General features: G+C 68.3%; 9 protein-coding genes. 3 read left to right on the plus strand and 6 right to left on the minus strand.

What is annotated here, in order from left to right:
* Both FCG67_RS11480 and treZ read left to right on the plus strand, forming a co-directional pair.
* Positions 1-1868, plus strand: a 1868-nt coding sequence (locus FCG67_RS11480) for an HNH endonuclease signature motif containing protein (RefSeq protein WP_136909954.1), incomplete at its 5' end; no start/stop codon positions are given.
* Between the two features lie 67 nt (positions 1869-1935).
* Positions 1936-3675, plus strand: coding sequence for a malto-oligosyltrehalose trehalohydrolase (treZ, locus tag FCG67_RS11485; protein WP_136910267.1), 1740 nt, complete (start codon positions 1936-1938; stop codon positions 3673-3675).
* Here treZ and FCG67_RS11490 read toward each other — a convergent pair.
* On the minus strand, positions 3672-5198 hold the full coding sequence (locus tag FCG67_RS11490) for an MFS transporter (protein ID WP_211243177.1): 1527 nt from the start codon (positions 5196-5198) through the stop codon (positions 3672-3674). The genes treZ and FCG67_RS11490 overlap by 4 nt on opposite strands.
* Positions 5199-5303: 105 nt before the next feature.
* Between FCG67_RS11490 and FCG67_RS11495 the strand changes: the two genes are divergently transcribed.
* A complete protein-coding gene (locus tag FCG67_RS11495; RefSeq protein ID WP_136909955.1) occupies positions 5304-5852 on the plus strand; it encodes a TetR/AcrR family transcriptional regulator in 549 nt (182 codons plus the stop codon).
* Positions 5853-5865: 13 nt separating this feature from the next.
* Here the strand turns inward: FCG67_RS11495 and FCG67_RS11500 are convergent, their stop codons facing one another.
* Genes FCG67_RS11500 through FCG67_RS11520 form a run of 5 tightly spaced genes read right to left on the minus strand, consistent with a single transcriptional unit; the run spans position 5866 to position 13148 of the window.
* Complete coding sequence (locus FCG67_RS11500; RefSeq protein ID WP_136909956.1) at positions 5866-7416, minus strand: APC family permease; 1551 nt, start codon at positions 7414-7416, stop codon at positions 5866-5868.
* Positions 7417-7421: 5 nt separating this feature from the next.
* Positions 7422-8294, minus strand: a complete 873-nt coding sequence (locus FCG67_RS11505; protein ID WP_136909957.1) for a universal stress protein — start codon at positions 8292-8294, stop codon at positions 7422-7424.
* A 49-nt stretch (positions 8295-8343) separates the two neighbouring features.
* Positions 8344-10329, minus strand: coding sequence for a primary-amine oxidase (locus FCG67_RS11510; protein WP_136909958.1), 1986 nt, complete (start codon positions 10327-10329; stop codon positions 8344-8346).
* Complete coding sequence (gene gabT, locus FCG67_RS11515; protein ID WP_136909959.1) at positions 10322-11677, minus strand: 4-aminobutyrate--2-oxoglutarate transaminase; 1356 nt, start codon at positions 11675-11677, stop codon at positions 10322-10324. Before gabT ends, FCG67_RS11510 begins: the two co-directional genes overlap by 8 nt.
* Positions 11678-11717: 40 nt before the next feature.
* Positions 11718-13148, minus strand: coding sequence for a gamma-aminobutyraldehyde dehydrogenase (locus FCG67_RS11520; protein WP_136909960.1), 1431 nt, complete (start codon positions 13146-13148; stop codon positions 11718-11720).
* Between the last annotated feature and the right edge of the window lie 175 nt (positions 13149-13323).

Raw genomic sequence — 13323 nt, forward strand, 5'->3', positions numbered from 1 at the left:
TCGAGGCGGAGGTCGCCTCGTTGCTGGCCGACGTCGCTGCTCTCGACGAGGTTGCCTGGTCGTGTCGGGCGGAGAATCGGTTGGCGGCGCGGAAGGTGTTGGCGGCGGGCCGGTTCTGGGAGTCGTGGATCGAGCGCGACGTCCGGTTGGGGTCGGGTGACATCGTGGACTGCGGCAATGGTGCGGTCGCGGAGTTGGCGGTGCGGATGGGCTGCTCGAAGACGGTGGCGGAATCGTATGCCTCGCTGGGCATGGACCTGCGGTTGCGGCTGCCCCTGGCCCGTGCCGCGTTCGTGGCCGGTGAGTTGGATCTGCCCCGGGTGCGGGCGATCAGCCGCGAGACGACGGGACTGAAGCCGGAGACGGTGGCGGCGTTGGAGCCGGGGATCGTGGCGGCGGCACGGCGGCTGACGCCGGGCCCACTGGCCGGTGAGATCGGCCGGCTGGTTGCGGAGTTTTCGGCGGAGGAGGCGGCCGCGCAGCGGGAAACGGCGCAGGAGTTGGGGCGCCGGATCGTCAAGCGTTCCCGCGGCAGCATCTGGACCATCGAGGTGAATGTGTCGCCGGAGGAGGCCGAGCAGGTGATGCAGCTGGTCGCGGAGTTCGCGGCCACGGTGTGTCCGCATGACAAGCGCGGTAAGCAGTGCCGGTTGGTGGATTCGGTGTTGGCGATGATGCACGGCGAGCCGTATCTGCGGTGTAGTTGCGGACGCGGTGACTGCGCGCAGGCGGGCCGGGCCGCGTTGCCGGGTCGGCGGGCGCCGCTGACGCAGATCACGATCGATGTCGCGACGCTGGTGGGGTTGTTGTCCGAGCCGGCGTATCTGCATGGGCACGGGTTGATCGATCCGGAGCTGGCGCGCAGGCTGGCGGCGGACGGAACGTGGCAGGCCCTGCTCACCGAGGCACTCAACCTGGCCGAGGAACTCGGACTGATCAGCCACGACGAGAACGAAAGCACGTCCACCAGAGCCGGTAGTGACGCTGACAAGAAGGACCGCTGCCCTGGCGACGGCACCGAGCAGGACGACAGCGGGCCCGTAGGACCGGTCGCCGACATCGCGGCGGAACCGGAAGCGGATGCGGACGCAGCTGAAGTCAAAGCGACGGCGGACAAGTCTGCCCACCCCGCGACTCACTCGCACACCGCCAGGGCGCCAGAACCTCCGCGGTTCTGCCTGCGCTCGTTCCTCGCCCGAGGCAGTCGCCGAAAAGCCGGGTATGTCCCCGAATTCGGGACACTTCCCGTGCCGCGACCCTGCATCGCATCACCCCCGCGGAACGCGCACCAGCACACGGCACCGTCGGACGGCAGTGCCTCGCCGATACCTCCCGGCCGACCGGCCCCGACCAGTATCGGGACCATCACCGACGCGATCCTCGCCACCATCGATGCCGACCCCACCCTGGCCCGAGCGCAACACCCCGACGGACACGGCGGCCTGACCGCCCCACCCGACGGCGCCCTCACCTACCGCCCCGACGCCGCCACCACCGCACTCGTCCACGCCCGCGACGGACACTGCCGATTCCCCGGCTGCACCCGCCCCGCCGCCGGGTGCCAACTCGACCACATCATCGAATACCGGGCCCACGACCCGATCACAGGTGGCTGGACCATCGTCACCAACCTGCACTGCCTCTGCCAGTTCCACCACCAACTCAAAACCCTCGGCCTCTGGACCGTCACCGCACTACCCGGCCACGCAATGCTCTGGACCTCCACCACCGGCACCACCGCCCTCACCCTCCCCACCGGCGCCCACGGCAGCCACACCCTCACCACCCCAACCCCACGCATCACCGGCCGCCGCGGCCACACCCCACCACCGCTACCTGCGACATCACCGGATCCGCCACCGTTCTGAGACCGAAAACGCGCCCGCAGCGACTGCACCACGCCGTCTGGTGCGGCATGCTGGGGCAATGGCTTCCGTGCATCGTTTCGAGGTCTGGGCACCGATCCCGCAGAAAGTGCAGCTGCATCTCGACGGGGAGCTGCATCCGATGTCGCGGGACGAAGACGGCTGGTGGCGCGCCGCTGTCCCCGCGAAACGGGACAGCCGCTACGGCTTCGTCCTGGACGACGATCCCACGGTGCTCCCCGACCCGCGTTCGCCGCGCCAACCCGACGGCGTGCACGCGCCCTCACAACTGCACGAGGTGGACCCGGACGCCTGGACTGATCGCGGCTGGACCGGTCGCAGGCTCGCGGGCAGCGTGGCCTACGAACTGCACATCGGAACCTTCACCCCCGAGGGCACCTTCGACGCCGCCATCACCCACCTCGACCACCTCGTGGACCTCGGTGTCGGGTTCGTCGAACTGATGCCGGTGAACGGGTTCAACGGCGAACACAACTGGGGCTACGACGGCGTCCTCTGGTACACCACGCACGAGCCCTATGGCGGGCCCGACGGCCTGCAGCGGTTCGTCGACGCCTGCCACCGTCGCGGACTCGGGGTGATCCTCGACGTCGTCTACAACCACCTCGGCCCGTCCGGCAACTACCTCGACCGATACGGGCCCTACCTCGCGGATACCGAGAACCCTTGGGGCGCAGCGGTCAACATCGCGGGCCCGTTCTCGGGCGAGGTACGTCGCTACATCATCGACAACGCACTGCGCTGGCTGCGTGAGTTCCACATCGACGGACTACGCCTCGACGCCGTGCACGCGCTGGTCGATCTGACCGCCACCCATCTGCTCGAAGACCTGTCCGTCGAAACCGAAACGCTGTCAACGCATCTGCGCAGGCCGCTGACCCTGATCGCCGAGAGCGATCTCAACGATCCCGCCCTCATCGCGCCCCGGTCAGCGGGCGGCCACGGCCTCGACGCGCAGTGGAACGACGACATCCACCATGCCGTTCACGCCGCGGTGTCCGGCGAACGGCAGGGGTACTACGGCGATTTCGGCTCGATCCAGTGCCTCGCCACCACCCTGCGTCAGGGTTTCTTCCACGCGGGGACCTATTCGAGCTTCCGGGGCCGTACCCACGGCCGGCCGCTCGACGTGCGGCTCACACCCGCCAGCTCGCTGCTGGCGTACACGTGTACGCACGACCAGGTGGGCAACCGCGCGACCGGTGATCGTCCGGGGCACTACCTGAACTCGGGCCAGCTGGCCGTCCGGGCGGCACTGGTGCTCGGCTCGCCGTACACGCCGATGCTGTTCATGGGCGAGGAATGGGGCGCGGGTACGCCCTTCCAGTACTTCACCTCACACCCCGAACCAGAGCTCGCCGAAGCCACCGCCACCGGTCGCAGGCGCGAGTTCGCCGAGCACGGCTGGCAGGTCGGCGCCATCCCGGACCCGCAAGACCCTCAGACGTTCCTGCAGTCGAAGCTGAACTGGGACGAGATCGCGGCGCCCGAGCACCATCGCCTTCTGGAGTGCTATCGCGCCCTGATCGCGTTGCGAGCCGCACGATCGGACCTGACCGATCCGTGGCTCGAGCACCTGATCGTCGACTACGACGAGGACGAGCGGTGGATCGTGCTGCACCGCGGCAGCATTCGGATTGCCTGCAACCTCGGTCCGGACCCGGTGACGGTCCCGGTCGGCGGCCACCCACTGTTGTGGTGGGAGCCGCCGACCCAGGATGCCACCGGGTCGGCGACCGTCGTCCCCGGACATTCCTTCGCCATCCTCGACGCGGGCAGCGCCGACTAGCGCGAGCGCATCATCCGGTACACCAGCACCGCGTTGGCGAACAGGATGATCGCGGTGGCGGCCGCCGCCACGTGCATGCCGCTGACGAAGGACAGGTGCGCGGAATCGAGCAACTGCGCTCCCACCAAGTCCGGGGCGGACTTGGCCACACTCACCGCGCCGCCGAGGGTTTCCTGAGCGGAGTGAGCGTCGTCCGTGCCGAGCGCCGACACGTCGAGCCCCTTGCGGAAGATGGCCAGCACCACGCTGCCCAGGACCGCGACACCCAGTGCGACACCGAGCTCATACGCAGTCTCGGACACCGCCGACGCCGCACCAGCGCGCTCCGGCTCCACCGAGCCGACCACCAGGTCGGAGGTCAGTGTCAGCGCGATGCCGACACCGGAGCCGGTCAGCATGAACGCGACGATGAACAGTCCCGCGCCGCCGTCGGCGTGTAGCCACAGCATCGTTGCCGCACCGATCGACGAGACCGCGAGGCCGATGCTGAGCACCACGCTCGGCTGCCAACGACGGACGAACCAGGCGGCCGCCAGCGAGAAGACGACGCTCATGGCCGTGCCCGGCAGCATCAACAGGCCCGCCTGCAACGGCGTCTTACCCAGGACCAGCTGCAGGTACTGCGACCCGAAGAACAGCACGCCGGACAGCGCGAACACCGAGAGCAGGTTCGTGACCACCGCGGTCGAGAACGCGGGACGCGCGAACAGGCTCAGGTCGAGCATCGGATCCGGGAGGGTGCGCTGCCGATGGATGAAGGCCCATCCGGCGGCCACGCCCACCGCGCCGATCGCTGCGAGGACCATGGTCGGGCCGTGCACGACCGACTCCTTGACGGCGTACACCAGCGGGATCATCGCCAGCATCGACAGACCGGCACTCACCAGGTCGAAGCGGCCCGGGTTGGGGTCCTTCGCCTCCGCGATCACCATCGGACCGACGACGATCAGCACCGCCATCACCGGGATGTTGATCAGGAACACCGAGCCCCACCAGAAGTGCTCGAGCAGCCAGCCGCCGACCAGCGGCCCCGCGGCTGCACCACCACCGGCCATCGCACCCCACACGCCGATCGCGGTGGTCCGCTGACGCGGGTTGACGAAGATGGTGCGGATCAGGCCCAGCGTCGCCGGCATCAGCGTGGCACCCGAGATGCCCTGCAGCACGCGGGCCGCGATCAGCATCTCCGGGCTCACCGACCAGGCGGCGATCATCGACGCGATGCCGAAGCCGGCGGCGCCGATCAGCAGCAGCCGACGCCTGCCGATCCGGTCGCCGAGGGTGCCCATCGTGATGAGAAGGCCGGCGAGCACGAACGAGTAGACGTCGATGATCCAGAGCAGCTGTGTGCTGCTCGGCGCGAGGTCCGCGCTGATGGACGGCATGGCGAGGTCCAGGACCGTCGCGTCCACCGAGATCAGCAGGACGGAGAAGGCGAGAACGACCAGACCGAGCCAGTCACGGGCACTCGCCCGCACCTCTGTCGGATCGAACGTCGGGCCCTTGCCCGCGATGACAGACACGATTACTCCCAAAAGTATTGATTAACGAAACTGACTGCACCGTCCAGCCGGTACAGTCGCTCACTCAGGTTAGCAGCCAACCGTCCAGCCGGTACAGTGATCCTCGTGACAGACAAGGCGGCAACTGGAACCCGCGACCGCATCCTCGACGCGCTGGAGCGCCTACTCCTCGAACGCGGCCTCTCCCAGATCACCCTCGAGGCCGTGGCCGCCGAGGCGGGCGTCTCCAAGGGCGGACTGCTCTACCATTTCCGCAGCAAAGACGCCCTGCTCGCGGGCATGGTCCGTCGCCTCGGCGAGCGCTCCGACCAGCAGCTCGCGGAGGCGGGCACCTCGGTCTCCGAGTGGTACCTGCAGACCGTGGACGCCAACACCACCAACGAGCTCGCGCTCTTCCAGTCCACGATCGCCGCGCTGCGCTCGGTGGACGGCCAGCCTGGCGAGATCCAGCAGGCCGTCATCGACATGATGCGGTCCTGGGACGAGGGCCTGCGCGCCGAGTTCGACGACCCGGTCCAGGCCGAGATCGTGCGGCTCGTCGGCGACGGCATCTACCTCGCGGCGCTCCTCGGCCTGCCCCAACCCGACCCCGAGTTGTATCGCAAGGTCGTGGACCGCCTCCTCGGCCGAGAAGGCAACGCCGAGCCTTCCTGAAGATGGCTTTCACTCACCTCTGCGCCGCGACGTCCGCCTCGCCCGACAGCGCCGGGGTGTCCCGGGTCAGGGTGCGGCCCAGGAAAAAGTCCGGCTGGCGGAGCCGCATGATCAGCATCAGCACCGCGCCCAGCAGCAGCACACCGAAGCCCATGAAGAACACCAGCCCGATGCCGCCGATCGACGCGCCGCTGCCGTTGTCCGGGTCCATGCTCTCCCCCACCGAGATCACGAACACCGTCGCCAGCATGATGCCGCCGAGGAGCGGGAACAGGAACTTGAACACGACATTCCTGGCGCTGGTGAAGAGCTCGTGCCGGAAGTACCAGACGCAGGCGAACGCCGTGATGCCGTAGTACCAGCAGATCATGATCCCCAGCGCGGCAATGGTGTCCAGCAACGCCCGCTCCGACAGCAACGAGACGACGGTGTAGAACACCGCGGTCACCACGCCCGCCACCACCGTCGCATAGGTCGGCACCAGGAAGCGCGGGTTCACCTCGGCGAGCTTGCGCGGAAACGCCCGGTACGCGCCCATCGCCAGCATCGTCCGCGCGGCAGGCAGGAACGTTGTCTGCAGGCTCGCGACCGAGGACGCGAACACGGCCAGGAACAGCATCAGGCCCGCCCAGTGGCCGAGTACCGGTTCGGCCAGCGCCCCGAACACGTTCTCGGAGTTGTCCGGATTGCCGAGACCGAGCCCCTCCTCGCCCACCCCGGCGTACATCATCACCGCGACGGCGACCAGCAGGTAGGTCACCAGGATCGACACCACGCACAGCAATCCCGCCCGGCCGGGGGTCTTCTTCGGATCCTTCGACTCCTCGCCGAGGGTGAGGCAGGTGTCCCAGCCCCAGAAGGCGAAGATCGAACCGGTGACCCCGACCACGAACGCCCCGAGGGCGAGCCCGCTGAACGGGTTGAACCAGGACGGGTCGAACGCCAGACCCGCGGGCGCCGAACCCGAGGCCACGTGCACGAACGCGGCGACGACGAAAACAAGGAGCACCACCATCTGAAAGCCGACCAGCACGAACTGGATTCGCTGACTCGTGGTGATGCCCCGACCCGAGATCCAGGTCGCCAACGCGAGGAACACGAGGGTGGTCGCGATGTTCACGGCCTTGTTGTCCGCCAGGTCCCCGATCGCCGGTGCGTCGAAGACCCGGGCCAGGAACAGGTAGAAGAACTCCACCGCGATCGCGGCCAGGTTGGACAGCACGACGATGGTCGCCATCACCATGCCCCACCCGCACATCCAGCCGACGTAGGGACCGAATGCCTTGGTGGACCAGGTGAACGACGCGCCGCAGTCGGGCGATTCCGAGTTGAGCTCGCGGTACGCGTACGCGGTGAGAAACATCGGGACGAAGCCGGCGATGAAGATGGCGGGCATCTTCAGGCCCACCGCGGCCACGATCAGGCCGATGCTCGCGGTGAGGGTGTATCCGGGTGCCACGCAGGAGATCCCGATGACCGCCCCCGAGAACGTACCGATCTTCCCCGGTGCCAGACCCTTGGCGACCAGGCCACCCGACGCGGGCCGCTCCGCTTGATCGGTCATGGTCGTCAGACCTCCTCTTTCGGCACGACGATCATCGGAACCGGGACGACCCGGAGCATCTTGGACACCGTCGATCCGAGGAACAGGTGACGCGGGTGGGCAAGACGGCTGGAACCGACCATGATCAGATCGCCGTCGCTCCATTCGAGCTTGCTCACCGCCGACTCGACGTTCGCACCGTCCGCGATCACCGAGTCGACCGTGACGTCCTCGGGCAGGCCAGATCTCGCGGACTCGAGGACCTCGGCTGCGTGCGCGATGGCCCGTTGGCGGACCGACTCCGGCGTGTCCGAGCGCCTGCGCCGGGACATGTCGAGGGCCACCAGCGACACCAGCCGCAGCGGGGCCATCGACCGCCTGCTCACCCCCACCGCCTCCCGCAACAGCAGCCCGGCGCCCGCGCGGGTGCCCACCGCGCAGGTGACGCTGCGGATCGCCTTTGCGGTCGAATGCCGCATGCCCCGCGGCGCGAGCGCCATGGGCAGGTGCGCGCAGTGCAACAGTTCGCCGGTGACCGACCCGATCGAGTGCCGCCCCAGCAGCCCGTCCCCGGAAGCCCCGATGACGATCATCTCCGCGTCGAGCTCGTCGGCGATGTCGAGCAACCCCTGGGCGAAGGACTCGTTGGAACGCAGGTGGGTCCGAACGGTGATGTCATCGGGAACGGTCGCGCGCGCCTCCACCAGCCAATCCACCGCCTGATCGGAGAGCAACTCCTCGTAGGCCGAGTCGACGGGGATCCTCGTGGGCACCGGCTCCTCGTCGGGTAGCACCAGGCAGATGTCGATCTCGGCACCGAGACTCCGGGCCAGCAGAACACCGAGCGCGAGACCGTCCGCGCCGCTGGGAGTCGCGAGATACCCCACTACCAATCGCATGTCGGCCACCAATCGTCGGTGAGCGGTCAGGAACTTCAGCAGTGCACGATCACGCCTCCCCCTCGGGATGGCCGCAGTGGTCGTCCGCGGCGGCGTGGCAGGCCTTCGCCGGCGTCGGCACCACGTCGAGCGCCGGGTTGCGGTCGAAGAAACCGACCGGCTTGAGCCAGAAGCTCACCGTGTCCGCCGGCATCACCGGCCAGTCCTCGGGCCGGGTGATGTGGTGGATCCCGAAGACGTACCAGAGCACGACATCGGTGTTCTCGATGGAGCGGTTCGCCTTGGTCCACTCGGGCAGTCCGTGGTCGACGCCACTCTGGTTGACGAATTCACCCGAGGGCCAACGCTCGTCCGGCTCGTTCGGCGTCACCCAGAGGGTGTGTCCGATCACCTGGCTGCGCTGGAAGATCGGCGACGACGGATCGAACATCGAGGGGAACGCCCCGCCGGGGACCAGCTTGTACGACGGCGCGGTGCCGAGCCCGTTGGTCGTGTTGTCGTTGACCACCTTCCAGGCCCGCTGGCTCTGCCAGTCGTAGTCCTGCTTGCCCTCGTCCTCGGTGCGCAGCGGGGTGTTGCGCTGCCGCAACGACAGCCCGTACGGATTGTCGGGGCCCATCGGGACCATCTCGGTCTCGGTGGCGTACACGGTGTTCTCGGTGCCGTCGACGTCGAGGTCCATCCGGGCGACCAGGAAATGCTGGTGGTACGGCGCATAGGTGCGCTCGTCCACGAGGGTGCCGTGCGGGTGCGCTGCCCCCTGCTCGAAGTGGCTGACCACCATGATTCCCGTTGCGCGGACCTCACATTCGATGTTTCCGTCCTGGTAGAAGCGCCAGTAGGTGAGGTACTCGTAGTTCGCCACGGTGACGTGGAAGGACACCGTGAGCCTGCGCATCCGGCGCACCTGCGCCCCGTCGTGATCTACGTGCTTCCAGAGGACCGCGTTGTCCTCCTCGTGGATACAGATCGCGTTCTTGATCGTGTACGGCTCGCCCTTGCTGTTGTGCAGCACGGCGTCGAGGTACCGGATCTCGCCGAGGCAGTCGCAGCCCAGCTCGAGTGAGGTGGTCATGAACCCGATGCCCCACTCACCGATGTCGAAGGCGGTGCGGCGGTAGTGGTCCTCGCAGTGGTCGCGATACGGCACGACCATCTCCGCGAACGAGAGCCGGTTGGCGATCGGCCGCTCGCGACCGTTGTCGTCGTAGGTGATCGCGTGCAGCGTCATTCCCTCGCGGTAGTTGAAACCCACCCGCAGCGACCAGTTCTGCCAGGTCAGCTTGTTTCCCTCGAGGGTGAAGGAGGGCCCGTCCGGCTGGGTGATCTCCAGCGGCCGCAGCGGCTCGCGGGTGCTGGCGTTCCTGATCCGCTCCGGAATGTGCCGCGGCACGTACTCCCCCATGGTCTCCGGCCGGTCCACGGAGAAGGTGTCCTCGATCTCCAGCAACTCCATGCTGTTGACGTCGATCACGCAGTGGAAGCCGTTCACCGGTCCCGCATAGGGATTCGCGCCCTCGGCGGCCTTGACCCAGGTGTCCGACCAGCCGAGCCTGCGCCCCTTGTACTTGTCGGGGATGACGGCCTCGCCGTAGGTCCAGGTGTCCATGAACACCAGGCTCATGTCCGTGATCCCCCGCTTCGCCAACGCGGCGACGACATCCGGGTGAGTGCGCAGGACCTCGTCGCACTCCTCCCACTCATCGACGGTGAAGTTGGCCTGCACCCCGGGAACATGTCGCCACGTGAGCACCGCGTCCGCGGTGAGCGAGACCAGTGCCCTGTAGGTCTTGTTCGCGGCACGCTCGAAGCACACCACGTGCGCGCGGCGGTCCGGTGCCGTCCCCGTCGCATCGAACGCGACGACATCGGCCTTCGACGGCTCGGCGAGCTCGATCGAGGCGTACCGCCAGCCCGGTCCGACCCCGTGCTCACCGGCCAGCAACCCGGCCACCGCGCGGAACTCCTCGGCCGACAGCGGGTCGAGAGGATGGAAGGCGGCCGCTGCCGGCGGCGTCGTCGATGGTTCAGCCACGGTTTCTCCCTGCCAGAGATCGGATGATGGTGTCGAGCACGTCGAGGGCCTCGCCGAGCAGTTCCTCGCCGATCACCAACGGCGGGACCAGCCGGATCACGTTGCCGTAGGTACCGCAGGTGAGCACGATGACGCCCTGCTCGAGCGCCTGTGCCGCAATGGCCTTGGTGATGTCAGGGTCCGGCTCGACGCCGCCCGGCCGGACGAACTCCATCGCCTGCATGGCCCCGCGGCCCCGTACCTCGCCGATCACGTCGACCTCGGCCGCGAGCGCCCGCAGCCGGCGCTGCGCCAGCTCCCCGATCTGCCGGGCCCGTCCGGGCAGGTCCAGCTGGCGCATCGACTCGATCGCGGCGAGCGCGGCCGCACAGGCGATCGGGTTGCCGCCGTAGGTACCGCCGAGCCCGCCGGGATGCACCGCATCGAGCAGCTCGGCCCGGCCGGTGATCGCGGCGAGGGGCAGGCCGCCCGCGATGCCCTTGGCCATCGTGATGATGTCCGGCACGATGGCCTCGTCCTCGCTGGCGAACCAGGCGCCCGTGCGGGCGAAGCCTGTCTGCACCTCGTCAGCGATGAAGACGACCCCGTTCGACCGTGCCCACTCGACCAGCGCGGGCAGGAATCCCGCTGCGGGCACGATGAATCCGCCCTCGCCCTGGATGGGTTCGATGATCATCGCCGCCACCGTGTCGGCACCGATCTGCTTCTCGATCTGGCTGATGACCCGGCGAGCCGACTCGCCGCCACCGAGTCCGGCCTCGTCGCGGAACGGGTACGACATCGGCATCCGGTAGATCTCCGGGGCGAACGGACCGAAATTCGCCTTGTAGGGCATCGCCTTCGCGGTCAACGCCATCGTCAGGTTCGTGCGTCCGTGATAGGCGTGGTCGAAGCAGACGACGGCGTTCCTGCCGGTGGCCAGCCTCGCCACCTTGACCGCGTTCTCCACCGCCTCCGCGCCGGAATTGAACAGCACCGAACGCTTGTCGTGGGTGCCGGGGGTCAGCGCGGCCAACGCCTCCGCGACCTCGATGTACCCCTCGTACGGGGTGACCATGAAACAGGTGTGCGCGAAATGCGCGGCCTGCTCGGAGACTGCCTGTGCGACCGCGGGGTTGGAGGCGCCCACGCTGTTGACCGCGATGCCGGCCCCCATGTCGATGAGCGAGTTGCCGTCCACATCGACCAGCACGCCGCCGTCGGCGTCCGCCGCGTACACGGGAACGCTCGACCCGACCCCCGCCGCCACCGCGACCCTTCGGCGCGCGGTGAGGGCCTGCGATCTCGGCCCGGGCAGCGGGGTCCGGAGGGTCCGTTCCTGCGGCAGTCGGTACCGGAGTGCGTCCATGGTGTCGGTCCTCGAGTGTGCGGGGGCGGGGGAATCGCGCTCAGTCGTGGGCACTCATGACGTGCTTGATCCGGGTGTAGTCCTCGACCCCGTAGGCCGAGAGGTCCTTGCCGTATCCGGAGTACTTGAAGCCGCCGTGGGGCATCTCCGCCACCAGCTGGATGTGGCAGTTGATCCACACCGCCCCGAAATCGAGTGCGGCGGACATCCGTTGGACCGTCCCGTGGTCTCTGGTCCACACGCTCGAGGCCAGACCGAACCGAACGTCGTTGGCGAGGTCGACAGCCTGTTGTTCGTCGGTGAAGGTCTGGACGGTCAGTACCGGCCCGAAGGTCTCCTCCTGCACGATGTCGTCGTCCTGTCGAACGCCTGTGACGACGGTCGGTTCGAGAAAGAAGCCCTGCTCCCCCAGCCGCTTTCCCCCGGTGACGATCCTCGCGTGCGCGGGCAGCGCGTCGATCTTGCGGGTCACCGCGGTGAAATGGTTGACGTTGTTGAGCGGCCCGTAGAAGGTGTCCGGGTCGGTGGGCAGCCCGGTCTTGAGGCCCGTCGCCTTGGCCACCAGCGCATCGACGAACTCGTCGTGGATCGACTCGTGCACCAACACCCTCGTGACGGCCGTGCAGTCCTGGCCCGCGTTGAAGAACGCCGCCTCCGCGATCCCACCCGCGGCCTTGTCGACGTCGACGTCCGCGAACACCACTGCCGGAGCCTTGCCGCCGAGTTCGAGGTGGGCACGCTTGACCTGCTTCGCCGCCGAGACCGCCACCGCGATACCCGCGCGGACCGACCCGGTGATCGAGACCAGACCGAGGTCGGGATGCTCGACGAGGGTCGCGCCGGTGCCGCCGTTGCCGAGCACGACGTTGAACACGCCGTCGGGCAGGATCCCCTTCGTGAGCCGGGCCAGAACCAGCGTGCTCTCGGGGGTGGTGTCGCTCGGCTTGAGCACCACCGTGTTCCCGGCGGCGACCGCGGGCCCGATCTTCCAGATCGCCATCAGGAACGGGTAGTTCCAGGGCGTGACCTGACCGACGACGCCGATCGGCTCGCGCCGGATGTACGAGGTGAACCCGTCCATGTACTCGCCCGCGGACTTGCCCTCGAGCATGCGGGCCGCGCCCGCGAAGAACCGGAGCTGATCCGCGCCGACCTTCACCTCGTCGCGCGCGATGACCGCCCTGGGCTGGCCGGTGTTGCGGCACTGAGCGTCGACGAGCTCGTCGCTGTGCGCCTCGATCGCATCGGCGAGGGCAAGCAACGCGGCCTGCCGGACGCCAGGAGTGGTCCGCCCCCACGACGTGAACGCCTCGCCGGCCGCGGCGACGGCGGCGTCGATATCGGCCTTGGTGGAGATCGGCGCCCTCGCCACCACCGTCTCGTCCACCGGATTGACCACTTCGATCGATTCCGTTGCCGTGGAGGCGACGAAGCGGCCGTTGACGTAGTTCTCGAGCAGTTCGACTGCCATGGATTCCCACACCTCCGGAGACGGTTGCGAGTTCACGAGATGGGACAAGTGTGCGCCACATCACCGTGTCCGCGCAGGCGTACCGGGCCTGGCCGGCAACGCTGTCCGCCGGCGGGTGCACTACCGGGCGATGGCGAATGTCCCCGGGTCAGCTGAGACGGGTTGCCCTCTGCCC

It is taken from the genome of Rhodococcus oryzae (assembly GCF_005049235.1).
GTDB lineage: Bacteria > Actinomycetota > Actinomycetes > Mycobacteriales > Mycobacteriaceae > Rhodococcus_G > Rhodococcus_G oryzae.

Coding starts and splice junctions, on each gene's coding strand:
- FCG67_RS11500 (WP_136909956.1), bottom strand. CDS start 7,416: ATGACCGATCAAGCGGAGCGGCCCGCGTCGGGTGGCCTGGTCGCCAAG.
- FCG67_RS11505 (WP_136909957.1), bottom strand. CDS start 8,294: ATGCGATTGGTAGTGGGGTATCTCGCGACTCCCAGCGGCGCGGACGGT.
- gabT (WP_136909959.1), bottom strand. CDS start 11,677: ATGGACGCACTCCGGTACCGACTGCCGCAGGAACGGACCCTCCGGACC.
- FCG67_RS11520 (WP_136909960.1), bottom strand. CDS start 13,148: ATGGCAGTCGAACTGCTCGAGAACTACGTCAACGGCCGCTTCGTCGCC.